19 protein-coding genes are annotated in these 26,408 nt (G+C 73.4%); 14 read left to right on the forward strand and 5 right to left on the reverse strand.

What is annotated here, in order from left to right; all coding sequences use genetic code 11:
* Window positions 1-47: 47 nt before the first annotated feature.
* Window positions 48-644, reverse strand: a complete 597-nt coding sequence (gene pspAB, locus ABT354_RS25900) for a PspA-associated protein PspAB (RefSeq protein WP_351497914.1) — start codon at window positions 642-644, stop codon at window positions 48-50.
* An 11-nt stretch (window positions 645-655) separates the two neighbouring features.
* The gene (gene htpX, locus ABT354_RS25905; RefSeq protein ID WP_351497916.1) at window positions 656-1,570 is read right to left on the reverse strand and encodes a zinc metalloprotease HtpX; all 915 of its coding nucleotides are present in this window, start codon (window positions 1,568-1,570) and stop codon (window positions 656-658) included.
* 1,135 nt (window positions 1,571-2,705) lie between these two features.
* On the opposite strand from htpX, the gene ABT354_RS25910 reads away from it, so the two are divergent.
* The 5 genes from ABT354_RS25910 to ABT354_RS25930 all read left to right on the forward strand — a co-directional run bounded on the left by ABT354_RS25910 (window position 2,706) and on the right by ABT354_RS25930 (window position 8,067).
* A complete protein-coding gene (locus tag ABT354_RS25910; RefSeq protein ID WP_351497918.1) occupies window positions 2,706-3,728 on the forward strand; it encodes a phytanoyl-CoA dioxygenase family protein in 1,023 nt (340 codons plus the stop codon).
* A 64-nt stretch (window positions 3,729-3,792) separates the two neighbouring features.
* A complete protein-coding gene (locus ABT354_RS25915) occupies window positions 3,793-5,127 on the forward strand; it encodes a DUF6271 family protein (protein ID WP_351497920.1) in 1,335 nt (444 codons plus the stop codon).
* Window positions 5,121-6,308 carry a type III PLP-dependent enzyme gene (locus ABT354_RS25920; RefSeq protein ID WP_351497922.1) on the forward strand — a complete coding sequence of 396 codons (1,188 nt, stop codon included), beginning with the start codon at window positions 5,121-5,123 and terminating at the stop codon, window positions 6,306-6,308. Before ABT354_RS25915 ends, ABT354_RS25920 begins: the two co-directional genes overlap by 7 nt.
* Complete coding sequence (locus ABT354_RS25925) at window positions 6,308-6,841, forward strand: GNAT family N-acetyltransferase (protein ID WP_351497924.1); 534 nt, start codon at window positions 6,308-6,310, stop codon at window positions 6,839-6,841. Before ABT354_RS25920 ends, ABT354_RS25925 begins: the two co-directional genes overlap by 1 nt.
* Window positions 6,838-8,067, forward strand: coding sequence for an MFS transporter (locus tag ABT354_RS25930; RefSeq protein WP_351497926.1), 1,230 nt, complete (start codon window positions 6,838-6,840; stop codon window positions 8,065-8,067). Before ABT354_RS25925 ends, ABT354_RS25930 begins: the two co-directional genes overlap by 4 nt.
* A 58-nt stretch (window positions 8,068-8,125) precedes the next feature.
* Here ABT354_RS25930 and ABT354_RS25935 read toward each other — a convergent pair whose 3' ends face one another.
* The gene (locus ABT354_RS25935) at window positions 8,126-9,061 is read right to left on the reverse strand and encodes an MBL fold metallo-hydrolase (protein WP_351497928.1); all 936 of its coding nucleotides are present in this window, start codon (window positions 9,059-9,061) and stop codon (window positions 8,126-8,128) included.
* A 913-nt stretch (window positions 9,062-9,974) separates the two neighbouring features.
* Here ABT354_RS25935 and ABT354_RS25940 point away from each other — a divergent pair.
* Entirely contained in the window at window positions 9,975-12,557 is a 2,583-nt protein-coding gene (locus ABT354_RS25940) for an amino acid adenylation domain-containing protein (protein ID WP_351497930.1), read from the forward strand.
* Window positions 12,558-12,737: 180 nt separating this feature from the next.
* On the opposite strand, the gene ABT354_RS25945 is transcribed toward ABT354_RS25940, so the two are convergent.
* Window positions 12,738-13,649, reverse strand: a complete 912-nt coding sequence (locus ABT354_RS25945) for an AEC family transporter (protein WP_351497932.1) — start codon at window positions 13,647-13,649, stop codon at window positions 12,738-12,740.
* A gap of 25 nt (window positions 13,650-13,674) precedes the next feature.
* Here ABT354_RS25945 and ABT354_RS25950 point away from each other — a divergent pair, with 25 nt between their 5' ends.
* The 7 genes from ABT354_RS25950 to ABT354_RS25980 all read left to right on the forward strand — a co-directional run bounded on the left by ABT354_RS25950 (window position 13,675) and on the right by ABT354_RS25980 (window position 23,316).
* A complete protein-coding gene (locus ABT354_RS25950) occupies window positions 13,675-14,205 on the forward strand; it encodes a CGNR zinc finger domain-containing protein (RefSeq protein ID WP_351497934.1) in 531 nt (176 codons plus the stop codon).
* Window positions 14,206-14,548: 343 nt separating this feature from the next.
* The gene (locus ABT354_RS25955) at window positions 14,549-15,706 is read left to right on the forward strand and encodes an XRE family transcriptional regulator (protein ID WP_351497936.1); all 1,158 of its coding nucleotides are present in this window, start codon (window positions 14,549-14,551) and stop codon (window positions 15,704-15,706) included.
* 288 nt (window positions 15,707-15,994) lie between these two features.
* On the forward strand, window positions 15,995-19,579 hold the full coding sequence (locus ABT354_RS25960; protein ID WP_351497939.1) for a S8 family serine peptidase: 3,585 nt from the start codon (window positions 15,995-15,997) through the stop codon (window positions 19,577-19,579).
* Window positions 19,580-19,665: 86 nt separating this feature from the next.
* On the forward strand, window positions 19,666-20,712 hold the full coding sequence (locus ABT354_RS25965) for a phosphotransferase family protein (RefSeq protein ID WP_351497941.1): 1,047 nt from the start codon (window positions 19,666-19,668) through the stop codon (window positions 20,710-20,712).
* A gap of 97 nt (window positions 20,713-20,809) precedes the next feature.
* Window positions 20,810-21,589, forward strand: a complete 780-nt coding sequence (locus tag ABT354_RS25970) for a GNAT family N-acetyltransferase (protein ID WP_351497943.1) — start codon at window positions 20,810-20,812, stop codon at window positions 21,587-21,589.
* 192 nt (window positions 21,590-21,781) lie between these two features.
* Window positions 21,782-23,026 (forward strand): cytochrome P450, encoded by a 1,245-nt coding sequence (locus tag ABT354_RS25975; RefSeq protein ID WP_502983500.1) that lies wholly within the window; start codon window positions 21,782-21,784, stop codon window positions 23,024-23,026.
* Window positions 23,027-23,073: 47 nt separating this feature from the next.
* Complete coding sequence (locus ABT354_RS25980; RefSeq protein ID WP_351497946.1) at window positions 23,074-23,316, forward strand: ferredoxin; 243 nt, start codon at window positions 23,074-23,076, stop codon at window positions 23,314-23,316.
* A 119-nt stretch (window positions 23,317-23,435) separates the two neighbouring features.
* Here the strand turns inward: ABT354_RS25980 and ABT354_RS25985 are convergent, their stop codons facing one another.
* Window positions 23,436-24,776 carry a helix-turn-helix domain-containing protein gene (locus ABT354_RS25985; protein WP_351497948.1) on the reverse strand — a complete coding sequence of 447 codons (1,341 nt, stop codon included), beginning with the start codon at window positions 24,774-24,776 and terminating at the stop codon, window positions 23,436-23,438.
* A 138-nt stretch (window positions 24,777-24,914) separates the two neighbouring features.
* Here ABT354_RS25985 and ABT354_RS25990 point away from each other — a divergent pair, with 138 nt between their 5' ends.
* Window positions 24,915-26,267, forward strand: a complete 1,353-nt coding sequence (locus ABT354_RS25990; protein WP_351497950.1) for a M64 family metallopeptidase — start codon at window positions 24,915-24,917, stop codon at window positions 26,265-26,267.
* The last annotated feature ends 141 nt before the right edge of the window (window positions 26,268-26,408 follow it).

A 26,408-nucleotide genomic window follows, 5' to 3' on the forward strand; every position in this document is an offset into this window, starting at 1 on the left:
GGTTGGCTGAAAAGAGTATGTCTGGCTGATAAGAGATTGTCCGGTGATCATGTTTCGGTGAGCCCTGGAGCACCCCAGACCGGGAACCACCGGGACAGATCGGACTCCATCGGCAGGTCGTCGGCGAGCAGCGCCCGGACCGTCAGCTCCAGCGCGTTGTCCCGCCGCTCCGCGGCCCCGGGAACCGGTGCGAAGGGGTAGAACGTCCCCCGTTTGTAGAGATAGACCAGGGCCAGCGCGCCCGGCCCCGAGGTCTCGTGGAAGGAGACCAGCGAGCAGAGCAGCTGCGGCCCGAACCCCGCCTCCTGGAGCAGGGTGTTGACCGCGTGCAGATCGTTGACCAGGGACGCGGTGTCCTCGGCCGGCTGCCGCACCAGCAGCCAGCTGTAGCCGTACGCGTCCCGCTGGAACTCCACCGGTACCCCGCCCCGGCCGGTGTCGGCGTCGAGCAGCTCCTGGACCTCGGTGCGCAGCGTGGCGAAGGCGCCGCCCTCCACGCTGGCGAAGCAGACCGAACCCGATCCGGTCGGCAGGAGATCCGCCCCCGCCTGGAGGGTGATCGCCGCCGACGGGATCCCGAAGAGCCGGTCCAGATCGGGTCTGACCGGCCTGGTGCGGCCCAGCAGTGCGTCGAGGAAGCCCATCGCCCCTCCAGTCAGGGCCTGGCCAGTCCGGCGGAGATCCGCGCCAGCTGCTCCAGCCGCCGTTCCAGCGTGGGGTGGGAGGAGAGCAGCCGGGCCAGGCTCTCGCGGGAGGCGAAGGCCGGGGCGAACCAGAAGGCGTTGTACGGCTCGGCCTGGCGCAGATCCCGGGTGGGGATCCGGGCCATCTCGCCGGTGACTTTGGTCAGTGCCGAGGCCAGCGCCGACGGCCGGCCGGTGAGCAGCGCCGCGGCCCGGTCGGCGGCCAGTTCCCGGTAGCGCGAAAGCAGCCGGGTCAGCAGAAAGCTGATCACGTACACCACCGCGCTGATCAGCGGGATCAGCGCCATGGCCAGGGCCGCGTTGTTGTCGCGCCCGGCCCGGCCGAGGCCGCTGTAGAGCGAGAACCGGGTGATCAGACCGGCCAGTACGCCGAGGAACGAGGCGATGGTCATCACGGCCACATCGCGGTGGGCGACATGGGACAGCTCATGGGCGATAACGCCCTCCAGCTCCTCGGGCTCCAGCTGGCGCAGCAGTCCGGTGGTGGCGCAGACCAGGGCGGTCTTCTGGCTGCGGCCGGTGGCGAAGGCGTTGGGGACATCGCTTTGGGCGATGGCGACCCGGGGTTTGGGCATATCGGCCAGGGCGCAGATCCGGTCCACCGCGCCATGCAGCTCGGGTGCCTCCTCGGGGGTGACCTCGCGGGCCCCCATGCCCCGGGCGGCGATCCGGTCGCTGAACCAGAACTGGGCGATGAACAGCCCGCCCGCGATCAGCAGGATCAGCGGCCAGGCGCCCCGCATCAGGGCGAGCAGCACCCCCACGAAGACCACGTAGAGCAGGCCGATCAGGAACATGGTGGTCGCCATGCGGGTGGTGAGTCCCCGGTCCGGGACATACCGGGACCGGCTCCGGGTGGCTGCCATCGGATCACCCTCCGGGCTGTGTGCGGTCCACCCCCTCACTCGATTGTGCTCCTCCGCGAGGCCGTCCGTGATGTCGGCCGTGACCTGGGCCGTGACCTGGGCCGTGACCTGGGCCGTGACCTGGGCCGTGGCCTCGGCTGTGACTGCGGCCGTGACGCCGGCCGGACCGGGGCGCCGCGCCGGGGTCCGGCCGCTCCCGCCGGACCCGGCCCGGGGTGGCCCACGGTCATGGGCCGTCTGCGGTCGGTGAGCGGCGAAGGGGGCGGGCGGATGGTCGGCGGTGACTTCGGAGGGGCTGCGGTGGGAGCTTCGGCGGGGGCCTCGGGGCGGGCTCCGGGCAGCGCTGACGCAGGCACGGAGGAACGGCCGACGGGGGCGGAACTCACCCCGGATCCGGTCCGGCGCCCCGCACCTTACCCGCTCTTCCCGGCCACGCAAGCCGGGTCCGGGCCCCCCGGCGGGTCGCCGACGACACGTCAACCATGGCAGCATGCGAGGGGGGTTGACACGGAAAGTTGGTCTAGTCCACCTTGGTGCCATCGAGGACCGGAGCGGGCCAGACCCGGCCGTCCTTCCCGCCGGACGAGCGTGGACCGTCCGGCGCGCCATGAAACGCGCCCGTCCCCCGGGGCCTGCCATGCCCTGGTGCGGGACAGCGATGCCAAGGAGGAAAGCACCCCGGCCCAGCCCTTCCCCGTACCGCCCTTTCCCCTGCCCGGGGTGGCCGGTCCGCCCCGCGGACCGTTCCCACCGGTGGCCCCGCCGACGCTGACGTCGGCATGCCCGCCGGCGCTGTTCGCCGTGCGCCCGTCCGCCCTGTGCGGCCCCGGTCGTGCCGTTCCCCGGCAGGGTCCGTCCGCCCCACCCCGATGACCGGCGGACCCCCGGCCACCACCCTCGTACCGACCCGTATCGACGCATTCCGCCGTCCCCGGGACGCCCGCCCACCGGCGGCCCGCCCCGGATCCGGCGGACCGGCGTGAGCGACACCATCCGTCGCCGCCGCACCGCGCGACACACGGCGCACCGACCGTGACCGCCCCCGGGCGGCCGGGCCGGCGCCCCGCCCTGCCCGGACCCCGCCGACGGCGTCCGGTGCCTTCCCTCACCCACCTCTCCCACCTGGAGTGATCGCATGCCCGCACACCCCGGCCCCGGCTATCTGCACCGCGCCCCGTCCGCCCTTCCCTACTTCAGCGCGGACGGCGAGTCCTATCTCGCCCAGACCCAGCTGCGGGAGATCGACAAGTCCCAGAAGCTGCGCGTCCTCTCCGAGGACGACTACGCCTTCTGGCAGAAGTACGGCTACGTCGTGGTCCGCGAGGCGATCCCCCGTGCCGCCGCGCTCCGGCTGCTGGACTTCGCCTGGGACTTCCAGGGCCTCGACCCCGACCGGCCCGACACCTGGTACGAGGAGCGGCCCTACCGCACCGACCTCGACCGTGAGCTGCACATCTACGGCTTTGTCGAGGCCTACCACCACCAGCTCATCTGGGACAGCCGCCAGGCCCAGCGGGTCTACGACTCCTTTGTGGACGTCTGGGACTGCGAGGAGCTGTGGGTGACGCTGGACCGGCTCAACCTCAACCCGCCGAACGTCAAGAACCGCGACCGCGCCCTCATCGCCCCCACCGAGGAGGGCTTCGACATCGAACTCCACTGGGATGTCGACACCACCCTCGGGGTGCTGCCCCAGCGGGTCCAGGGCATCATCGCGCTCAACGACACCCAGGCGGACCACGGCGGATTCCAGTGCAACCCGGAGCTGTTCCACCGCTTCGAGCCGTGGAAGGTCGCCCAGCCCGCCGACCGCGACCCCATCCGGCCCGCCGTCGACCGTGCGGAGTTCCCCGTGATCCGGCCCGAGCTGCGCGCCGGTGACCTGCTCATCTGGAACGGTCTCCTGGCCCACGGGGTCGCCCCCAACACCTCCGCGGGCGGCGTCCGCGCGGTCCAGTACCTGTCGATGATGCCCGCCCTGGAGTCCCACGAGGAGCTGCGCCGCTCCCGGGTCGAGTCCTGGCGGACGCTGTCCACCCCCGAGTGGAACCGGACCCTCGTCGGCGACGCCATCCGCCATGAGTCCGAGCGCTATGACACCGCCGCCCTGACCGGCCTCGGACGCAAGCTGCTGGGGCTCGACTCCTGGCACGGGTGAGACCACCCACCACGGACCCCAGAGATCCGGAACGCCCAGAGATCCGGTACGACGAGAGACCCGCATGCAGAAGATCTGCCTGGCCCTGCCCACCAACCGTGAATGCGCGACCACCATCGCGGCCCTGGCCGAGGAGGCGGCCGACGCGGCCGTCCACTTCGGTGTCGAGGTGCACCTGCTGATCCTCGACTCCTCCGACGAACGGACCGCCGCCGCCCACGCACGGGCCGTCCGCGAACTGCCCGCCGTCCCCGGCGTGGTCACCCACCATCTGGACGAGCCGCGCCAGCGCGCCTTCCTCCAGGAGGCGATCCACCGCTCCGGGGCCACCAAACCCGACCATCTGCTCGACCTCATGCTCCCGCGGGCGGTCTCCTACGGCGCCTGCACCAACCGCGCCTTCCTGTTCGCCGCGGCCCTCGGCTGCTCCTCCGTCCACCGCAGGGACTCCGACAGCCGCTACCAGTTCCACGACGGGCGGCCCGTCCACCCGCTCCGGCAGGAGCTGGCCTTCCTCGGAAAGCCGGCCGCCGACGCCGCCGCCGGAGCCGACCGGACCGTCCTCGTCCAGGCCGACCTGGCCAAACCCGTCTCGATGGTGGCCGCCTCCTTCATCGGCGAACCCTCCGTCGACCTCGGCGGCATCGAGCGACGCGACCAGGAGGTCCACCGCGACATCATCGGACTGTGGGCCCCCGCCTCCTGGTCCGGCGAACGCCGCGACGCCCTCGTCGACGAGTCCTTCCGGGGAGCCGGCCACACCCCCTTCACCGGGGACGACACCCTGCTCACCCAGGTCGACCCGATGCGCGTCGACATGTGCAACATCAGCTTCCACCAGGGGGTGTACGAGGCACTGCCGCTGCCGCCCGCCGTCGACACCATCGGCAGCGACTACTTCCTCATCCACGCGGTCCACGACGCCACCCTCCCCGGCGTCCTCCACAACCGCCATATCGTCAACTACTACACCCCCGAGCGCAGAACACCGGAAGGGCTCCTCGCCTACCAGCTGCGCTATGCGAAGTTCCTGCTGTCGATGCTCTACTTCCACGAGGTCTACGACCGGATGGCCGACGCCGGGACCGCGCTCCTCGACGCCGACCACCGGATCCGGGCCGACGAGGTCGCCCGGCTCGTCCGGGAGAGCAGCCTGCTCGACCGTGCCGAGAACATCACCCGGCTGGAGGTCTTGGAACAGGCCTACCGCCGGCTCGGCGACCCCTACACGGCCTGCGCCGATCTGCTGGCGGCGCGCGGACCCCGGCTGCTGGACGAGGCCCAGGCCGATATCGAGGACTTCGCCCTGCTGATCGAGGCCTGGGGGCCGCTGGTCGGGGCGAGCCGGGCCACGGCCGTCCCCCGGGCCGCCGGCGGGGAGGGAATACCGCCGTGCTGACCACCGAGCTGCGCGCCGCGCTGACCGCCGCCACCGGGGACCGGATCGTCTTCGACCTCGCGGGCATCGAGGAGCGCTACACCACCCTGATCCATGAACTTCCCGGGGTCGCCGTCCGGTTCGCCCTCAAGGCCTGCCCTGTCGATGAGGTCATGGCCCTGCTGGCCCGGTGCGGTGCGGGCTTCGACGCCGCGAGCCCCGGGGAGATCGTCCAGGCGCTCGCCGCCGGGGCCCCGCCCGGCGCGGTCCACTACGGCAACACCGTCAAGTCCGACCGGGACATCGCCGAGGCCCACCGCCTGGGCATCCGCGACTTCGCCACCGACAGCGTCGAGGACGTCACCGCCATCGCGGCCCACGCCCCCGGCGCCCGGGTCTTCTGCCGCCTCACCACCAGCGGGGACGGGGCCCTGTGGGGGCTGACCCGGAAGTTCGGCTGCTCGCCCGAGGACGCGGTGCGGGTACTGATGCGGGCCCGGGAGCTGGGGCTCACCCCCTCGGGACTCTCCATCCACGTCGGCTCCCAGCAGATGACCGCCGACGCGTGGCGGGACAGCCTCGACACCCTGGCGGAGGTCGTGGCCGACCTCGGCCGGCGGGGCATCGAGCTGGACCATGTCAACCTCGGCGGCGGGCTGCCCGCCCTCGGCTATCTCGACCGCCGGGGCGATCGGCTGGACCCCCCGCTGGACAAGATCTTCGCGGTGATCCGGGAGGGCATGGAACGGCTGCGGGAGTCCTCACGGGCCCCGCTGGACTTCCTCATCGAACCCGGCCGCCATCTGGTCGCCGACCACGGGGCCATCCGCGCCCATGTGGCCCGGCTCTCCTCCCGGAGCCGCTCCGGCGGCGCCCCCGAGTACTGGCTCTACCTCAGCTGCGGCAAGTTCAACGGGCTGTACGAGATGGACGCACTCCGCTACCGTCTGGTCTTCCCCTCGCACCCGGACGCCGAGCAGGTTCCCGCCATGATCGCCGGACCCACCTGCGACAGTGACGACGCCTACGCGGCCGAGGGGGGCTTCGTCCCGGTGCCCCGGGGGGTGGCCTCTGGGGACCCCGTCTGGATCCTCTCCTGCGGTGCGTACAGCACCAGTTACACCACCCGGGGGTTCAACGGATTCAGCCCCCTTCCCCATGCCTGGGCCGGAAGGGAACCGCTGCGGGAGGGACGCGGATAGTGGACCACGACTTCCGCGTACGCTCCATCACCGCGGACGACTGGGACGGCATCGTGGCACTCGAAGCCGGCGCGTACGCCGATTGCGCGCTGTCGGAGAGCAGGGCGGCCCTGGAGTCCAGGGCCGCCGCCTCGCCCGCCACCTGCTTCGTACTGGAGCACCGGCGGCGCCTCGCGGGCTATGTGCTCGCCCTGCCCTATCCCCCCTTCCGGTACCCGGATCTGTCCCGAGCGGAGGACTCCGTTTTCCCTTCGACCAATCTCCATCTGCACGATCTCGTCATCGCCCGTGATCTCCAGGGCGGCGGCCTCAGCCGCCATCTGCTGAGCCGTCTCACCGCCACGGCCCGGTCACGGCGGTTCGAAAGGATTTCCTTGATAGCCGTCGAGGGCAGCCGGCCCTTCTGGGCCGCGCAAGGCTACCGGCCCCACCCGGACACCCCCCTGCCCCAGGGGTACGGCAGCCGCGCCGTCTACATGTCCCGTTCCCTCGGCCCTGACCTCCCCACCGCCGCACCGGGAGCACGCCCATGACCACGCTCCAGGTCCCCGCGGACTTCCGCCGCGCCCAGCTGGCGATCGGCGGGCTCTTCCTCTTCCTCGGGTTCCAGTACGCCACCTGGGCCGCCCGGCTGCCCGCGCTCAAGTCCGGCCTCGGTCTGAGCGAGACCGAGATCGGTCTGCTGCTGATGGCCTGCGGCGCGGGCGCGGCGGCCTCCTTCCCGCTGGTCCCCGTGCTGATGCGGCGCCTGGGCTCACGGCAGCTCGCCACCGTCTCCGCGGTGGTCCTCGCCGCCCTGCTGCCGGTGCTCGCCGCCGCCCCCAACTACCCCGTCGCCCTGGCCGTCATCTGCCTCGACGGGGTCGCCGTGGGCTGCCTCAATGTGGCCATGAACGCCCAGGGCGCCGCCCTGGAGGCCGCCTTCGCCCGTACCGCCATGGGCAAACTGCACGCGACCTTCAGCGCGGGCTCCTTCCTCGCCGCGCTGTTCGCCTCCGGGGTGAACACCTTCACCTCCTCCCTGGCGGCACACTTCTGGATCGCCACCGCCCTGCTGCTCCTGCTCATCGTCGCTGCCCGACCCGGGCTGCTCGCCGAGGACACCGCTCCCGGGACCGCCGAGGCGAAGGAGGACACCGCCGCGGAGGAATCGGCGGCGGAGCGGGAGGGGACGGAGCAGGAGGGGGCGAAGCCCCGCCGGAAGCTGAACCTGCCCTCCCGGGTGACGATCTGGATGGGCCTCGCCATGGTCTTCGGCACCGTCACCGAGGGCTCCATGAACGACTGGTCCGCCCTCTATCTGGAGGATGCCGCCGGGGCGTCGGAGCAACTGGCCCCCCTGGGCATCGCCGTGGTCTCGGTGATGATGGTCCTCGCCCGGATCTTCTCCGACAACTGGCGCACCCGCTGGGGCGACGGCCGGATCGTCGTCCTCGGCAGCGCCCTCGCCGGTCTCGGCCTCGGGCTCGGTCTGCTGGTCGGGGGAGTGGTCCCGGCCCTGCTCGGCTTCGCCTGTGTCGGTCTCGGCGTGGCGGCGGTGACCCCCTGTGTCTATGTCGCCGCGGCCAGGCAGGGCCCGGACGCGCTCGCCCTGGTGGCCGCGATGGGCACCACGGGGCTGCTCGCCGGTCCCGCGCTCATCGGCTTCATCGCCGGGGGGACCAGTCTGGTGTGGGGCATGGGAGCGGTCGCCGCCTCCGCCGTGCTGGTGTCGCTCTGCGCCACCCGGATCCAGTGGCCCGCACCCGCCGAGAAGTGAGTCGCGCCCCGTCCGCGGCGGCCCGGATCCGGCCCGCCGCGGACGGCCCGCCCGGGGCTCACCAGCGGATCGCGGCGAAGTCCACCGGCCGGGGCCGCAGTTTCCGGGTGCGCTCGGCGAGTGCCAGCAGCCGTTCCCGCATCTGATGGAACGTCAGTTTCTTGCTGCCGCCGTGACCCGGCAGCACCCATGCGCAGCGCAGCCGTTCCACCGTACGGTCCAGGGAGGCGGCCAGCTCCTCCACCGAGTACCAGACGACACTCTCCGCGATCTCCAGATCGTCCGTGGCGCGCGCCCAGTAGAAGCTGTCCCCGCTGAAGCAGTACCGCTCGTCGGCGACATAGAGCACGCTCCCCTTGGTGTGCCCCGGCAGCGGATGGGCGACCACCCCCGGGCCCACCTCCACCGGTTCGGTGCCGCGCAGCACCCGGTCGGCGTCGGGGGCGGCCTCGATGTCGCCCTCATGGATCCAGAGCCGGGCCTTCAGCCGGTCGGCCCAGGTCCGGCCGTGTGCGGCATGGTCCTGATGGGTGAGCAGTACATCGGTGACCGGGCCCAGCCGCTCGTACCGTGCCGCCAGTGACTCGCTCCACCGGGGGGTGTCGATCATCATCAGCCCGCCGCCCGGCCGCCGCAGAAGATAGGAGTTGGCCCCCGCCGTCCGGGGTGAGTTGTGTCCGCACAGCAGGACCGTGTCGTCGAGCGCGGCCGGATAGGGGTCGGCCGCCGGGTCCAGCAGGCCGGCGGCGGGGCGCACCGAGCGGGTGTGGCAGGCGAAGGCGGCCAGCTGCATCCGGCGCTCCTCGGCGGCGTCGCGTGGCTGGCGCAGCACCTTCGAGGTGCGGCCGACCCGGCCGATCAGATCCGGGGCGAGCTGCCGGGCGACATCGCAGTCGGTGCAGCGGTCGTCCACGGACCAGCCGGGGGCCGCCAGTGGGGACCCGGATGTGCCGGCCGTCGCGGACAGCGAGAGGGGGGCGGGGATATCACTCATGGGATGACTCACTCCTCGGGCGGCACGGGCCGGGTTCGTGGAGGTCAGGGTCCTCGCGGCCCGGTGGCCGATGGAAGGGGGACGGACCTCTGTTTCCCCCGTACCCCCGGCTGACCAGGGGAGCCCTGCCGAGCGGAGTCGATCATCACGTGATATGTCCGGTCATAGGAGAGCCCCGGGCTGCCCGGGTCTCCCGGCCCCGGCGGTGGTCGGCGGCGGTGGTCGGCGGAGTGCGCGGGACATCACCGCGTGGTGCGCCGATCGACTTTCGGCCTTTTGACTCACGGGACAGGTGGGGCGTGGAGCGGGTGGTGTGACGGTGGGGCGGCGACGGTGCCCGGGGCCCGCCGGCGGGCCGGCCGGGGTCGGTTCCGCCGCCCGCGCCGCCACCCCCGTAACTCCTGGGATGATCCCACCTGTCCCCGGGATGACCAGGGCCACGGCCCGGCGGTGGCCCGGCACCCATGAACCGGAGGCGCCCGGTCCGGCCATCCCCCGGCCCCCGGCGCGACCCGGTCGGCACCCATGGGGGCGGTCCCCTGTGCTACCGCCCGTACGGCACCCGGCCGCAGACCCTGCCCAGGGCCTCCGCTTCATCCCGTACCGCCGCCCGAATGCCGCCGCAGGGTGCACCCTTGCCCGTACACCCGTCTCATGGGCCGTTCCGCTTGTGCCCACTCCGGTGACCGGGACAGCCGCCCGGCCCCTGCTCGGTCCAGGGTGGCCGGCACGGGCGGCCAGGGCCGGTTTCCGGCAAGGCCCGGCTTCTCCCCCGCCGGGAGGTGGGATACACAGATCCCAGGACGCCCACGGACATCCCCGGCCGACCCGACCCCGCATCGGGACGGGGGACCGCACGCCACCGTTCGCGTCCGGGCGACACCATCGACGGCACACATGTGGGGGTAGGACCTTGCCGACGCGTACGGAGCGGACCGCCGCGACCACCGCCCTGCCCACGACGGTGCCCGGAGGCAGTGGTTCCGCCGGCTGGGCCTCGTATCTCTCCCCGCTGCCGCCCGCCACGGCCGACGCCGTGCAGAGGCTGGCCCGCCGTCAGGGCACCACCCCGGCCGTCGTGCTGCTCGCCGGGTTCCTGGCCCTGCTCACCCGCTGTACCGGGGAGCCGGAGCCGGCCATCGGGTACGGCCCCGGGCCCGCGCTCCCCGGGGAGGGGTCCGGACCCCTTCCGCTGCGCTGTCGTACCGACGGCGATCCGGACTTCACCGCACTGGTGCGCCGCGCCCACGAGGCCGTCCGCACGGCGGCGGCGACGGCACCGGCCATGGCGGCGGGGACGGCGCCGGCCGCACCGGAGCAGCGGGACGCCCCGCCTCCGGCCACCGTCTTCGCCATCGGCCGCGCCCCGGCACCCGTGCCCGCGCCGAGCGGCGCGGCCCTCCCCGACGCCGTCCGCTCCGGCGCACTCACCGTCACCGCCCTCCTCGCACCCCCGTCCGGCCCGCCCGTCCTGTGCTGGACCTATGACACCGCCCGTTACGACGCCCCGTTCATCGAGGAGATGGCGCACACCCAGCTCACCCTGCTCGCCGACGCCGTGCACCGCCCCGGGCACCCCCTCGGCGCGCTGCGCCTGCTCGACGGCGAGCGCCGGGCCGCGCTGCTCCGCGCGGGCACGGGCGCCCCGGTGGCCCCCGCCGTCCCGCTCGCCCGACTCGCCGAGGCGGTCCTGCGCGAGCGGGCGGACGCGGTGGCGCTCCGCTGGTACGACACCGAACCGCTCGACCACGCCGAGCTGTTCGCCGCGGCGGCCGGGATCTCCGCCCTGCTGGACGAGCGGGGCGTCCCCGAGAACGAGCCCATCGGCCTCTGCATGGCCCGTACCCCCATGCTGATCGCCGCCCTGCTCGGCATCCTGCTCTCCGGCCGGTCCTATCTCCCCCTCGACCCCGCCTATCCGGCCGAGCGCACCGCCTTCACCCTCCGGGACTCCGGGGCCCGCCGGGTGCTGGTCGACACCGTCGGCGCGGCGGGCCTCCCCGACGGCCCCTGGGAGACCATCGACGCGGAGTTCCCCGCCGAAGCCCCTCCCGGCGCCGTCTTCCCGCGCCCGCCCGCCCACCCCGGCTCCGCCGCGTACACCCTCTACACCTCCGGCAGCACCGGGCGCCCCAAGGGGTGTGTGGTCAGCCATCGCAACCTCGACCACTTCGTCCGCTGGGCCCTCCGCGACACCCCGCCCGAAGCACTCGCCCGCACCCCGGCCACCGCCTCCGTCTGCTTCGACATGTCGCTGGTGGAGATCCTGCCCACGCTGCTCTCCGGCGGGACCCTGGAACTCCTCGACACCCTGCACGACCTCGCCGAACTGCCCCCGGACCGGGCACCCACCCGGGTGTGCGCGGTCCCCAGCCTCCTCCAGGACCTGCTGCGGGAGCAGGAGCTGCCGCCCGGTCCGCTGCTGGTCTGCCTCGGTGGCGAGGCACCCCCGGCGGCGCTGGTCGCGCGGTTGTACGCGGCCGGGGTGGACCGGGTGCGCAATCTCTACGGGCCCACCGAGATCACCGTACTGGCCACCGCGGGCACCGCCCCCGTCCCCGACTCCGGGCCGGGGCAGGCCCGCCCGGTACCGCTCGGCGGGCCGGTCCCCGGCGCCCGGGTGTATGTGGTGGACGACGCCCTGGAACCACTGCCCCCGGGGTGTCCGGGGGAGCTGGTCGTCGGCGGTGACGGGGTCAGCACCGGCTACCGGGGCCGTCCGGGTCTGACGGCCGAGCGGTTCGTCCCCGATGTCCTCTCCGGTGAGCCCGGTGCGCGTCTCTACCGCACCGGCGACCGGGCCCGCTGGACCACCGACGGCCGGCTGGAGTGTCTGGGCCGGCTGGACGACCAGGTCAAGCTGCGCGGGCTGCGGATCGAACCGGGGGAGATCGAGTACGCCCTGACCACCCATGAGGCGGTCGAGGCGGCCTGGGCCGTCGTGGCGGGCGACCCGGCGGACCCGGTGCTCACCGCCTATGTCCAGTACCGGGGCACCACCCCGCCGGACGCGGCCGTGCTGCGCCGCCATGCCCTCGCCCGGCTGCCCGTCGGTCTGGTCCCGACCGCCTTCACCGTGCTGCGCGAGGTCCCGCTGACCCCGACCGGCAAGGTGGACCGCGCCCGGCTGACCGGGCGGCCGGAGGAGCCCGTCCGGCGCGCCGACCCGCCGCCCGCCGACCCGCCGGCGGTCGCCCCCGCTCCGGTCTCCCGTGCGGAGGGGCCGAGGGAGGCAGTGTCCCGGCGGTACGAGGTCGTCGTCAACGACGAGGAGCAGTACGCCCTCCATGTCGCCGGGCGGGAACTGCCCCCCGGCTGGCGGCGCGAGGGAACCGCCGGTGATCGCGAGCACTGTCTCGCCCGGGTCGAACGGATCTGGACCGACCCGCTCCCGCGCTCACTGAGGCTCCCTGCGGACGGCCGTCGGGGGACCGGGCCGGACGGCGACTCCACACCCCCGGGCGCACCGGCGATTTTCGGCCAGGTCGGAGTGTAGGCTTCCCGCGTTCCCGCGGCAGGGGTTCCTCGTGCCCGGGCGCCCCGGGCGGGCAGTACGGATTGTACGAGCCGGGCCCGCGCCCCACAATGCCGCCGTGCTCCGCGCGACGGTTCGGTGGTCGGTGGTCGGTGGTCGGCGCGACGGTTCGGCGGGCGGCGGTGACGGCGGCGCCCCCGCTCAGACCGCCTGGAGCGCCAGTGGCAGGGTGATCAGCGCGAGCACCGTCTGCCCTGCGGTGATGACCGACATCAGCGGTGCGTCCCCGCCCATCCTGCGGGCCAGGACATAGGCGGACGCCGCGGTGGGGAGCCCCTGGATCAGTACCACGGCGGTCGCCGCCGGGCCGTCCAGCCCCCACAGCCGGCACAGCCCCGCCGCCAGCAGCGGCAGCGCCACCAGCTTGAGCAGGGTGGCGAGTGCCAGCGCCCGGCCCGCCCCCGGCGCCCGGCGGAAGGCGAGCGCGGCCCCCACACAGAGCATGCCGCAGGCCAGCGCCGCCTCCCCGAGGATCTCCGCCGTCCCCAACAGCGGCGCGGGCAGCGGCAGTCCGGAGAGATTGAGCGCCAGCCCGCCGGCGCACCCCAGGATCAGCGGGTTGGTGGCCAGCTGCCGGGGCAGGGTGCCGAGCCCGCCGCCGCCCTCCCCGTGCCGGGCCAGTACCGCCACACAGACCACATTGACCAGCGGCACCAGCACCGCCGACGCCAGGGCGAACAGCGCGACCCCCTCCGTACCGTGGAGACCGGCCGCGACGATGACCCCGACATAGGTGTTCAGCCGGATGCTCCCCTGGACCACCGAGGTGAACCCGGGGCCGTCCAGGCCGAGCACCCGCCGCAGTGCCAGCAGCACCCCGGTGACGGCCAGCGTCGACCCGGCGAGCGCGCCCACCATCGGCAGCGGGTCCGCCCCGCCCAGATCGGCGCGGGCGATGGAGGAGAGGAAGAGCGCGGGGGAGAGCACCCCATAGGTGACCCGCTCCAGCGGATCCCAGAAGGCCCGGCCGCCCAGCCGGTCGTCCCGCCGCAGCCACCAGCCGAGGACGATCAGCAGGGCGACGGGGACGACGGCTTCGAGGGTGACGATCATCGGGCGAGCATGCGGTAATGGGTCAGTGCACTTCAACCATGACAACCGGACCGGGCCCGAACTGGCCGCGGACCTGGTCAACGCAGGTGACGACCCGGACGGCGCCGAACTGGAACGGCTGCTGCGCGCGCACACCATCCGCCGCCCCGCCCTCGACGACCGGGCCGCCGCCGCGCTGCGCGCCTGGGCCCGCAGACTCCGCCCGGTCTTCACCGCGGCCTCGGCCGACGAGCGGTGCGCCGTGCTCAACGCCCTGCTGGACGACGCCGCCGGGCGGATCCATCTGACGACCCACGACGGTCTGCGGCCCCATCTCCATCTGGTCGCCGACGAGGAGGACGTGGTGGCGCGGGTCCGGGCGGTGACGGCGGGCGGGCTCGCCGTGCTTACCGCGTGGACCGGCGGCACCCGTCTCGGCGGCTGCGACCGGTCCCGCTGCGGACGGGTCTTCGTGGACAGCTCCCGGGGCGGCCGCCGCCGCTACTGCTCCGCCCGCTGCGGCAACGCCGACGCGGTCGCCCGCTACCGGGCGGCCGCTCCGTACCGGAGCCGGTGATCGGGCACCGGCGGACGTGCGCTTTCGTTGGGCCGAGCGGGCGGGGGCCGAAAAGAATGTGCTCGGGTGCGGGGCGACACGGAATGGTTTCCTGTGGTCCCGCCGTACCGCCGTCGGCGTCACCGCCCGTGCCGCCCAGGCGTGGGCAGTACGGGCGGTCGGCTTCCGTATGGGGGGATTGCGTGGCCATCCCGTGGTGATGACCCCGGCGACCCGCCGTACGGGAACAACCGGTTGCCGTACGGTCCGTCCCGCAGTATGGCCGGGAAGGTGACGTGGGTCCTGGCCGGGGAGTACCACCTGGGCTAGCTTGCTTGCGTCTCACAGAACGGGGGAAAGAGACATGGAGGATTTTCTGTTACGACCACCGCTGGACGGCGGCGCGGGGGCGTTCGTCGCCGCGCTGCGCACGATGAAGACCGTCACCGGGCTGACCTATCGCCAACTGGAACAGAAGGCCGCGGCCGAGGGGCGGTTCGTCGGCCGGAGCACCCTGGCCAACGCCCTGACCCGGGACAAACTCCCGAGCGAGGCCGTGGTCCTCGCCGTGGTGAAGGGCTGCGGCGGATGCGACGAGGCGGCCGAGGAGTGGCTCACCGCCCGACGGCGGATCGCCGAGCGCTGGGAGGGCACCCGGGGCGGGGAAGGCGCCCGGGACCGGTGGCACGGAGGGGAGTGCGGTGACGGCTGCCATGGCACCGTCTGCTACCCGAGGAACCCGGCGAGGGGGACCGGGGAGTCGGTTTCCGGGGGCCGCGCGGGCCCGGCGCCACCCGCCCCGGAGGAGAGACCCATGGCCGGGACGGGCCGCCGGCGGCTGCTCGACCGGCTGTTCTCCTGGTGGCGGGGGAGCCGGGGGAGTGTCGTCGTCCCCCTCAGCGCGCTCGCGGTGATCGCCGCGGTGCTCTGGGCGGACCAGTCGCAGGAGGCCGGGGCGGGATCGCGGGAACCGGCGGCCGCCGGCCCGTCCCTGTCGCCGCCGCTGCCCCGCGGGACCTATCTGATGAGCACGGCGAGCGACCACTGCCTGGCGGAGGGCGCGGAGGCTCCGGAGAGGGTGATCGGTGTCGCCTACATGACGGCGTGCCGCAAGGGCCAGACCGAGGTCACGCTGCGCGTCACTCCCGCCGGCACCTACCGGTTCGTCCTCCCTTCGCCGGGGGGCGGGCCCGACCGCTGCCTGGGGGTGGCCGACGCCGGGACCGCCGCCGCGGACATCACCGTCGCGCGCTGCGGCGGCCACCGGCTGGGCCGGGCGGAGCTGTTCCGTATGGAGGAAGTGCTCCTCGGCGGGGATCCGGAGAAACCGCCCTTCTCGGAGAAGGGATACCGGCTGCGGGCCGAGCATCTGCGGGTGGACATCCAGGACCGCGGGCCCGATCTCTGCCTCGGCGCTCCGGAGGCCGACCGGAAGTGGGCGCGGCTGCGCCAGATGGAGTGCGGCATGGAGAACCCGTTCATCTTCCTCTTCCATCCGACCGGGGAGGAAGGGGCTCCCTGAGCCCGTGCGGGCGTCCGCCCCGTCGCCCCGCCCCGGTGGGAGGCGGGGCGGACAGCCATCACGGGGTGATCGGCCCCCGGAGCCCCGCCGGGTCTCCCCGGGGGCCGGGGGGACGCGGGACACGCCCGGGGCGCGCAGGCCCTCTTGTCCCCGGGTGCCCGGTGTTCCACGATGGCACCGGTTCTTGACCCGTTCATGGCAACAAATCGGGTGAGTCGCACCTGAACCACGCACGTTTCCTGCACTTTCTCGGGCGGGCGACCCCCGCCTCCAGCAAGAGGAGACCACGTGGCACCACGGACCACCAGAGGGACCGGACGGACCGGACGCATCAGACCCCTGCGCACGGCCTGCGCCGCGCTGCTCTCGCTCGTCCTGTTACCCCTCGGGGGAGGCACGGCACTCGCCGCGCCCGCCCCCGACGCCGCCCCGTCGCCCTCCGCGGCCGAGCGGAAGATCGAACCCCGCCTCCAGAAGCAGCTCGACGACGGGAAGACCGCCTTCTGGGTCTACCTCGACAGCGCCGCCGACCTCACCCGGGCCACCCGCGGCGCCTCCTCCAAGGCGGCCCGCGCGGAAGCCGTGGTCGACGCCCAGCGGGCACACGCCCGCCGCACCCAGGCCGATCTGGTGCGGGCCCTCGACAACGCCCGCGCCGAGTACACCTCGTACTGGATCGTCAACGCCGTACGGGTCGTCGGCGGTCCCAAGCTCGCCGACGCCGTGGCCCAGCGTCCCGAGGTCGCCCGGATCGACGCCGAGGACACCGTCTCCATCCCCAAGCCCATCAAGGGCGAGCGCGAGCGGGCCGTCGACGCCGTCGAGTGGAACATCGACCGGATCAAGGCCCCCCAGGTGTGGGAGCAGTTCGGCGTCCGGGGCGAGGGCATCGTCGTCGCCAATATCGACACCGGTGTGGACTACCAGCACCCCGCCGTGGACGACCAGTACCGGGGCCGCAACGCCGACGGCACCTACAGCCACGACTACAACTGGTTCGACCCCGCGGGCATCTGCTCGGGCACCGCCCCCTGCGACAACAACGACCACGGCACCCACACCATGGGCACGATGGTCGGCGACGACGGCGGCGCCAACAAGATCGGTGTCGCCCCCGGCGCCCGGTGGATCGCCGCCAAGGGCTGCGAGAGCAGCTCCTGCTCCCAGGCGTCCCTGCTCGCCTCCGGTCAGTGGATCCTCGCCCCCACCGACCGCTCCGGCCAGAACCCGCGCCCCGATCTCGCCCCGGACATCGTCAACAACTCCTGGGGCAGCGCCGCCCACAACCCCTGGTACAAGACGGTCGTGAACAGCTGGCGCGCCGCCGGTATCTTCCCCGCCTTCTCCAACGGGAACAACGGCCCCTCCTGCGCCACCAGCGGCTCACCCGGCGACTATGTGGCCTCGTACAGCTCCGGCGCCTTCGACATCAACAACGCCATCGCCTCCTTCTCCTCCCGGGGCGCCGGTGACGAGGGCGGCATCAAGCCCAACATCGCCGCGCCCGGCGCCAATGTGCGCTCCGCCGTCCGCAACGGCGGCTATGGATCGTTCTCCGGCACCTCCATGGCCTCCCCGCACACCGCCGCCGCCGTCGCCCTGATCTGGTCGGCGTCGCCGGCCCTCCAGAACGACCTGGCGCAGACCGAGGGCCTGCTCGACCAGAGCGCCGTCGATGTGGACGCCACCACCTGCGGCGGCACCCCCGCCGACAACAATGTCTTCGGTGAGGGCCGTCTCGACGCGCTCGCCGCCGTCCAGGCCGCCCCGCGCGGACCCGTCGGCGCGCTCGGCGGCACCGTCACCTCCGGTACCACCGCGGTCGCCGGGGCCAGGGTCGTCGCCGACGGTCCGACCGGCCGCACCGCCGTCACCGACGCCCAGGGCCGCTACACCTTCCCGGCCCTGACGGCGGGCAGCTACACCGTGACGGTCTCCAAGTTCGGCTACACCACCGCCTCGTCGGCCGCCGTCCCGGTCGCCGAGGGCGGCACCAGGACCGAGGACTTCCAGCTCACCCAGAGCGCGTCGGCCACGGTCACCGGCACCGTCCAGGCGGGCGGCGAACCCGTGGCCCAGGCCTCGGTCACCGTCGTCGACACCCCGGTCACCGCCACCACCGACGCCCAGGGCCGCTTCGAGGTGACCCTGCCGCTGGGCGACTACACCCTGCGCGCCTCCACCACCCACCGCTGCCTGACGGCGGGCACCGCCGCGATCTCCGTCGCCGGGCCCACCGAGGCCACGGTGAGCCTGCCCCGGCGCACCGACACCTTCGGCTACGCCTGTGCGGCCCAGAGCGGCTCCGGCTATGTCGCCGGTACCCAGCAGCTCGCCCTGACCGGCGACTCCGTGACCGAGGCCGTCCGGCTGCCGTTCCCCGTACCGCTGTACGGCAGGAACTACGCCAACGCGCACATCGGCACCAATGGCACGGTGAGCTTCGGCGGGGCGCACACCAGCGACACCAATGTGCAGATCCCCAGCACCGGCACGCCGAACGCCGCCCTCTACCCGTTCTGGGACGACCTGCTCGTCGGCGCGGACGCGGCCGTGTACACCGGGGTCACCGGTGCCGCACCGCACCGCTCCTTCGTCATCGAGTGGCGCAACATCTCCCACTGGGCGGCCCAGAGCGAGCGCTTCTCCGTCTCCACGCTGATCGGCGAGGACGGCAGGGTCTCGTACCACTACAAGGACACCACCGGCACCGGGCTGCGGGCCGGTTCGGGCGCCACCATCGGGGTGGAGAACGCCGCCGGTACCGACGCCTTCTCCTACTCCTTCAACAGCGCGGTCCTCAGCGACGGTCTCTCCCTCTCCTTCCGCACCACCCGGCACGGTGTGGTCCGCGGTGAGGTGGTCGACGCCAACGACCGCAAGGGGGTCGGGGGCGCCGAGGTCACCGTCGGCACGGGAGCGACGGCGACCACCGCCGTCACCGCCGCCGACGGCAGCTACACCGTCCAGGCCCCCGCCGGGCAGCAGGCCGTCTCCGTGACCGCCCCCGCCTATGAGAAGGGCGATTCCACGATCACCGTCGGCGCGGACTCCGTGGTGACGGTCACCGAGTCGCTGAAGACCGGCAAGGTCGCCGCCTCACGGACCGCGCTGGACATCGTCGCCCCCGGGGACCAGCGGCGCACCCGCGCCATCGAGCTGTCCAACACCGGCTCCGCGACCCCGTACACGGTCACCGAGGACGCCCCCTGGCTGACCGTCGGTCCGGCCTCGGGCGAGCTGGCGTCCGGTCAGAAGCAGGCCCTGACACTCTCGGTGGACACCGCCGGGCTGACCCCCGGCGCCGTCCTCACCGCCGATGTGCGCGTCGAGTCCCGGAGCGGTCGCGCCCCGGTGGTGACCGTACCCGTCAAGATCATCGTGCCGCGTTACCAGGCCGCCCTGGACACCGGGGCGGGCGCCGAGGCCGTGGACAGCCTCGGTGACACCTGGACCCCGGACCGGCGCTACAGCGCGGGCTCCTACGGATACCAGGGCAACACCTCCACCCGGTCCACCACCCGGGCCATCACCGGCACCGACGACCCCCGGCTCTTCCGTACCGCCCGTGAGGGGATGTACGAGTACCGCTTCGACAACGTCCCGAACGGTGTCTACACGGTCGAGCTGGGCTTCGCCGAGGTGAACAGCGCCCGGCCCAACAAGCGGGTCTTCGACGTCCTCGCCGAGGGCACCGAGGTGCTGCCGTCGCTCGACATCGCCCTGGAGGCGGGCTCCTACGCCGCCGTCCAGCGCGCCTACACCGTCACCGTGACGGACGGCACGCTCAACGTCCGCTTCGTCGCCCACAGCGGCTACGGCAAGCCGCTGCTGAACGCGCTCCGCGTCACCGAGCGCCCCGACAAGAGCTGACGGCACCCGCACCACCCGGGGCCCGTACCGCCACCCGGCGGTACGGGCCCCTCCGGCGTTCCGGCCGCGTGGCTAGAGTGACGGGTATGACGGGGGAGAGCGGACCGGCCAGGGACACGTCGACCACCACCGGGGGTTCACCGGGTGATCACCCGGACCCGGACCCGGGCCATCGGCCGGACCCGGGCGACCACCCGGAGCCCTGGGGAGCGACCCGGGAGTGGGCCGCCTCGCACCTCGGCGACGGTGAGCGGATCGCCTCCGCCGTCCGGCTGCGCGGCGGCTGGACCTCCGTGATGCGCCGCCTCGACCTCGAAGGGCCGCACGACCCCGCCCCGCTGGTGCTCCGCTCCTTCGTCAAGCCCTTCTATGTGCGCCACGCCGAAGGGCTGCTGACGCGCGAGGCGGAGATCCTGCGGCTGCTCGCCGGCTCACCGGTGCCGGTCGCCCGGCTGCGCGGTCTGGACGCCACCGCCGACCGCTGCGACCACCCCTCCCTGCTGATGTCCCTGCTGCCGGGGACGATCCGGCTGGACGACGCCGACGCGGGCGCGCGGGCCCCGCTGCTCGCCCGGCAGCTGGTCGCCGTGCACCGGATCGCGGTCCCCGAGCGGTCCCGTCCCCGCGTCTATCAGGCATGGACCGCACCGGAACGGGTCCGTCCCCCCGCGCGGAGCGGGCGCCCCGCGCTCTGGCGGCGGGCCGTGGAGCTGATCGCCGGGGCGGCGCCGCCCTGGCGGGGCCGCTTCCTCCACCGGGACTTCCATCCCGGCAATGTCCTCTTCGAGGGGGCGGGTGACACCCTGCGGATCACCGGGGTCGTCGACTGGGTGGAGACCTCCTGGGGACCGGCCGACCTCGATGTGGCCCACTGCGCCACCACCCTGGCCCTGCTGCACGGGCCGGACGCGGGTCTGGTCTTCGCCGGCCTCTACCGCGCCGAGGGCGGTGAACTCGACGGCGATCCGCGCGCCCATCTGTACTGGCGGGTCCTGGACGCCCTCGCCTTCGCCCCCGACGCGGAGAAGGTGGCCGTCCCCTGGCGCGAGTCGGGCCGTACCGACCTCACACCGGAGCTGCTCGCGGGGCGGCTGGAGGACTATCTCCAGGCGCTGTTCGACCGCTGGGGCTGAGCCCCGGGGCTCCCGGGTAGGAGGCCGTGGGCGGGGCCGTGGGTGATGCCATGGGCGAGGTCCCGGTCACGGGACGCACGAAGGGAGCGGTACGGAAGTGAACGACGGGACGAGCGGTACGGGAAAGTCGGCCGGCGCGGGGGCCGGGGTCCGGGAGGCCGGGGAGAGGGACCGGGAAGCCGTGGTGCGGCTGCTGGACACGGCCTTCGCCGAAGACCCGGTGAGCCACTGGGTCTTCCCGGACCCGGCGCGCCGGCGCGCCCGCCACCCCCTGCTGGTGGGTGCCTTCGTGGACATCGTCCTCGGCGCCGGCCGGGTCGACCTCGCCGTGGACGGTACGGCCGCCGCGCTCTGGCTGCCGATGCCGCCGGGCCCCGGGGCGACCGGCCGGAGCGGCCCGGGGGACATTCCGGATGACGGCGACGGCGATGGTGGTGGTGACGGCGACGGTGACGGCGATGGCGGCGGTCACGGCGGTGGCGGTGACGGGCAGAGCGACGGGGCGATCCTGCGGGCGGCGGTCGACCCGGGCAATGAACGCGTCGAACTCATGGGTCTCCTGACGGAGCTGATCCACCCCCGCCGTCCCCATCTCTATCTGTGGATGATCGGAGTGCATCCGGCCCATCGGGGCCAGGGGCGCGGAACGGCGCTGATGCGCCCGGTGCTCGACCGCTGCGACCGCGAGGGGACCCCGGTCTATCTGGAGGCGAGCAGCGCCCGCTCCCGTGAGCTGTACCGGGGGCTCGGCTTCGCCGTCCGGGAACCGCTGCTCCGACTGCCGTACGGCGGGCCGGTGATGTGGCCGATGTGGCGCGATCCCCGGGGGTCCGGAGGTACAACTTCTTTACACCCGGCGGAAAGTGACGGTCCGTGAGTCATTTTCCGCCATGGTGCTACGGCAGTGCCATCATCGCCTTGTAGTGGCACATGCCTGGTGCCATAGTGACGCCATAAGCCGCACCGGGTGACGCCATTCCCGTGCGGGGAGGACGGGCGCACGGGGGACGGGCGCACCAGGGACCGGCGCATCGCAGCACGGCGCCGCCATTCGTCACAGGAGGACACGATGCAGGACCGGCCGTCGACAGACCCCGCCGAGCAGGCGACGGGTCCGGTGATCTCCCTCGCCGAACCGGTGTCGCTGCCCATGGACCGCCCCGAGGGCTGCCCCTTCGACCCCCCACGGGAACTGGCCGAGCTGCGCTCCCGCGCACCGATCGCCCGGATGCGCTACCCCGACGGACACCTCGGCTGGCTGGCCACCGGACACTCCGCCGTCCGGAGCATCCTGGCCGACCCCCGCTTCTCCTCCCGCTACGAGCTGATGCACTACCCCTTCGCGGATCTCGGCATGGCCGAGCTGCCCGCCGCCCCCGACGGCGATCTCACCGGGATCGACGCCCCCGAGCACACGCGCTACCGGCGCCAGCTCGCCGGCCGGTTCACCGTGCGCCGGATGCGGCTGCTGACCGAGCGGATCGAGGAGATCACCACCGAGCACCTGGACGCCATGGAGCGCGGGGGCCCGGGAGCCGATCTCGTCGAGTCCTTCGCCCAGCCCGTTCCCGCCCAGGTCATCTGTGAACTCCTCGGCGTGCCCTACGCGGAGCGGGAGATCTTCCGGCGGCACGCGGCGGACCTGAGCGGCATCGACGCCACGGTGGAGGACCAGATGGCGGCGATGGAGGCGCTCACCGGATACATCCGGGGCCTGGTCACCGCCAAGCGCGCCGCCCCCACCGACGACCTGCTCAGCGATCTGATCGCGGAGAGCGACCTCACCGACGACGAACTCAGCGGCGTCGGGGGCTTTCTCCTCGGCGCGGGTCTCGACACCACCGCCAATATGCTCGCCCACGGTACGTTCGCCCTGCTCAGCAACGCCGAACAGCTGGCGGCCCTGCGGGCGGAGCCCGAACTCGCCGACCAGGCCGTCGAGGAGCTGCTGCGCTATCTCAGCATCGCCCACACCGGGCTCCGCGCCGCCCTGGAGGATGTCGAGCTGGAAGGGGCGGTGATCCGGGCCGGGGAGACCGTCACCCTCTCCGTCCAGGCCGCCAACCGCGACCCGGAGCGCTTCCCCGACCCCGACACCCTCGATGTGCGCCGCCGCGCCACCGGCCATCTCTCCTTCGGCCACGGCATCCACCAGTGCCTCGGCCAGCAACTGGCCCGGGTCGAGATGCGGGTCGCGCTGCCCGCGCTGCTCGCCCGCTTCCCCGGGCTCCGCCTCGCCGTCCCGGCCGACGAGGTGCCGCTCCGTGCGGGCCTGGATGTCTATGGCGTCCACCGGCTCCCGGTCACCTGGTAGCGGAGCGGCGGGAGCAGGAGAGACGACGGACCTCGGAGGAGAAGACGATGGAGCTCCAAGTCGACCGCGAGCGCTGCCTGGGCGCCGGGATGTGCGCACTGACCGCACCCGAACTCTTCGACCAGGACGGTGAGGACGGGCTCGTCCTGCTGCTGAACGGCCGGCCCGGCGCCGAACTGCACGCCGTGGCCCGGGAGTCCGCCTGGGTCTGCCCCGCCGGGGCGATCACCGTGGTGGACCGGGCCCGCTCCCGCCGGGGGGTCCCCGGCGGGCCGGGGCACCGGCCCTGACGGTCCCCCGCCGCCCCGGTCGGACACCGGCCCGGGGCGCCACCCGCCGGTACGGGCGCGGCCCCCGTCGCGCCCGTACCCCCGGCGGCGGCGTACGGACCGGGCCCGCGCCGGGCGGGTCAGCCCAGCCGGAACGGGGGAGTGGCCGGGGACGGCCCCAAGGTGGTCGTCCCGGGCGCCGCCCGGTGCCCGAGGCCCGTGCGGTACACATCGAGCGCCGCCTCCACCCGGCCGGTGCGGCGCAGCAGATCGCCCAGGAGCCGGCAGAGGTCCGCGAGATCGCCGCTGGCGCCGCTCCGCTCCAGCAGCCCGAGCGCCCGGACATAGTGCTCCTCGGCGGTCTCCGGCTCGTCCCGCTCCTCCGCGATCATCCCCAGCAGCCGGTGCGCACCGCCCGCGTGCACCGCGCCGTGCCGGTCGTCCAGCTCCAGCAGGGCCGACAGCAGCCGCCCGGCCTCCTCGTACCGCTCCAGTCTGCGCAGCACATCCGCCAGCTCCACCTCCACCTGGGCGGTGTAGAGGGTGGCCCGCTTGGCGGTGAGCATGTCCCGCGCGGTCCGCAGCTCCCGCTCGGCGATGTCGAGTTCGCCGTTCTGGGCGTGGACATAGCCGCGCATCCAGTGGCAGTGGGCGAGATCGGTGCGCAGCCGCAGCTGCCGGTAGATGGTCTGGGCCTTGGCGAGGGAGGCGTCGGCGTCCTCGTTGCGCCCCTCCGCGAGGAAGGTCCGGGCGACCTGCCGGTGCATCCCGGCGACCAGCGCCGGGTCCTGCACCTGGGGGGCGAGGGCCAGGGCCAGTTCGGCGGCGTGCGCGGCGCGGGCATGCGCGCCCATGTCGATATAGGGACCGATCACGGCCGTGTAGAGCAGGACCAGCGCCTCCGGGTCGCCCATGCCGTTCGCCGTCAGCTCGTCGATGGCGTTCTCCAGGAGGTAGCAGGCGTACCGCAGCTCCCCGGCGAGCAGATGGGCGATGGCCCGGCCGCGCAGCGCGCGGGCCCGCCGGGGCAGCGGCTCCCCGGCGAGCAGCTGTTCGGCGCTCTCGAAGTGGCGCCCGGCGTCCTCCAGCTCCCCGGACTCCAGCGCGCAGTCGCCCAGCCCGAGCAGGGCCTCGGCCTGTTCGGGGAGCAGCTCCAGATGTTCGGCGTCGGTGAGCAGCCGCCGGAAGCTCACGGCCGCGTCGTCGGCCGCGCCGGTGGCCAGTTCCCGCTGGGCGTCGGTGAGGCCGAGCCGCAGCTCGGTGGCGAGATGGGCGGGGCGGCCCGTCGCCAGTTCCTCGTACGAGGTGCCGAGCCGGCCGGCGAGGAAGCGCAGCGCCGTCTCCGACGGCCGGACCTTGCCCGACTCCAGCGTGGAGATGTACGCGGGGGTGTACGACGGTTCGGCGAGCTGCCGCTGGGTCAGTCCCCGTTCGGCGCGGAGTCGCTGTACTCTTCGCCCGATCTCGACTGGTTCATCCATGAAAAACCCCCTGGTGACTGGCAGTCCACAGTATTGGGGGGCGGTGGGCCATTGCGCATCACCCCAGCGCCCCTCTAGCTTAAACGCGCCATTCATCGGATTTATTGAGTCATTTAACTCGCCTTCTGGGGAGGACCCATGCGCCCAGCGCTGCGCAGAGCCATGACGGCGGCCGGTGTGGCCGTAGCCGTCACCGCCGTACTCGCCACCGCCCCCGGCAGCGCGGTCGCCGGCCCGGCCCCCGCCGCACCGCCCGTGGTCGAGGTCGAGATACCCGGCCCCGAGGACGGAACCGCCGCCGGCTCCGGCCATGTCGAGGTCCCGCAGCACGGCAAGAGCCGTCCCGCGCCCCGGCTCTCCGCCACCGAGCGGTCCCAGGACGGCACCGTCACCAAGCTGGTCGACAACGGATCCACCGCCGACCGCCTGGACATCGTCGTCGTCGGCGACGGCTACACCACCGCCGAACTCGGCGACTTCCGCGCCGACGCCCAGGAGAAGTGGGCCGAGCTGACGGCCGTCGAGCCGTACACCACCTACCGCAACCTCTTCAATGTCTGGACCGTCGACGCCGTCTCCAACGAGTCCGGCGTCTCCGGCGACCCCGACAAGGCCACCGTCCGCGACACCGCCCTCGGCACCTACTTCTGGTGCGCCGACATCGAGCGGCTGCTCTGTGTCGACGAGCGCAAGGTCGACCGCTATGTCGCCGAGGCGCCCGAGGCGGACCTCGTCATCGTCCTCGCCAACAGCGCCAAGTACGGCGGCGCCGGATACAACCAGCCCAGCGCCACCCTGGGGTACGAGGGCATCGCCACCGCCTCCGCCAACAACGAGAAGTCCGGCCAGGTCGCCATCCATGAGACCGGTCACTCCCTCGGCAAACTCGCGGACGAGTACTTCTATCCCGGCTATCCCGGCTATGAGCGGTACACCGGACCCGAGCCCGCCGACTCCAACATCTCCACCCTCGGTGCCGACGCCATCGGCCGGGACCGGGTCAAGTGGCACCGCTGGCTCGGTGAGACCTCGCCCGACGGCGGCACCATCGGCGCCTACGAGGGCGGCGGCTACTTCGTCCAGGGCCTCAACCGGCCCACCGACAACTCCCTGATGCGCTCCAACGGCAAGCCCTTCAACCTGCCCGGCGTCGAAGCCATGATCGCCGGCTTCTACCGGCACGCGAAGCCCGTCACCGCCGTCACCCCCACCGACCGTACCCTGCGCCTGCGCCACCGCGCCAAGGTCACCGTCCCCCGGCTGACCGGAGAGGACGGACGGCAGCTGCGCGTCCGCTGGCGGCTCGACGGCAAGGAGCTGAAGCACCTCGCCGGCCGCACCGAAGTCCCCGTCACCCACCTGGTCAAGCACCTCCTCGATCTGCGTCCCCACACCCTGACCGTCTCCGTGGAGGACCGTACCCCCGCCGTCCGCGACCCGAAGATCGCCGCTACCCTGAAGACCGGCGTCAGCTGGAAGGTACGGCTCTGACCGAGCCGCGATCCCCCGCCCCGCCCGGACACCCTGAGGTGCCCGGGCGGGGGCGTGCGGACGGCCCGACCGCCACCGGCGCGGGATCCCGTACGCCCGACTCCGCCGCCGACCCCGGGGCAGACTCAGGGGGAGCACCGA

This window comes from Streptomyces sp. NPDC000594, assembly GCF_040299965.1.
GTDB lineage: Bacteria > Actinomycetota > Actinomycetes > Streptomycetales > Streptomycetaceae > Streptomyces.

Excerpts from the sequence above, each read along its gene's own strand:
- ABT354_RS25945 (WP_351497932.1), bottom strand. The coding sequence starts at position 13,649 with ATGATCGTCACCCTCGAAGCCGTCGTCCCCGTCGCCCTGCTGATCGTC.
- ABT354_RS25975 (WP_502983500.1), top strand. The coding sequence starts at position 21,782 with ATGCAGGACCGGCCGTCGACAGACCCCGCCGAGCAGGCGACGGGTCCG.
- ABT354_RS25965 (WP_351497941.1), top strand. The coding sequence starts at position 19,666 with ATGACGGGGGAGAGCGGACCGGCCAGGGACACGTCGACCACCACCGGG.
- ABT354_RS25910 (WP_351497918.1), top strand. The coding sequence starts at position 2,706 with ATGCCCGCACACCCCGGCCCCGGCTATCTGCACCGCGCCCCGTCCGCC.
- ABT354_RS25930 (WP_351497926.1), top strand. The coding sequence starts at position 6,838 with ATGACCACGCTCCAGGTCCCCGCGGACTTCCGCCGCGCCCAGCTGGCG.
- ABT354_RS25990 (WP_351497950.1), top strand. The coding sequence starts at position 24,915 with ATGCGCCCAGCGCTGCGCAGAGCCATGACGGCGGCCGGTGTGGCCGTA.
- pspAB (WP_351497914.1), bottom strand. The coding sequence starts at position 644 with ATGGGCTTCCTCGACGCACTGCTGGGCCGCACCAGGCCGGTCAGACCC.
- ABT354_RS25985 (WP_351497948.1), bottom strand. The coding sequence starts at position 24,776 with ATGGATGAACCAGTCGAGATCGGGCGAAGAGTACAGCGACTCCGCGCC.
- ABT354_RS25915 (WP_351497920.1), top strand. The coding sequence starts at position 3,793 with ATGCAGAAGATCTGCCTGGCCCTGCCCACCAACCGTGAATGCGCGACC.
- ABT354_RS25980 (WP_351497946.1), top strand. The coding sequence starts at position 23,074 with ATGGAGCTCCAAGTCGACCGCGAGCGCTGCCTGGGCGCCGGGATGTGC.
- ABT354_RS25935 (WP_351497928.1), bottom strand. The coding sequence starts at position 9,061 with ATGAGTGATATCCCCGCCCCCCTCTCGCTGTCCGCGACGGCCGGCACA.
- ABT354_RS25955 (WP_351497936.1), top strand. The coding sequence starts at position 14,549 with ATGGAGGATTTTCTGTTACGACCACCGCTGGACGGCGGCGCGGGGGCG.
- htpX (WP_351497916.1), bottom strand. The coding sequence starts at position 1,570 with ATGGCAGCCACCCGGAGCCGGTCCCGGTATGTCCCGGACCGGGGACTC.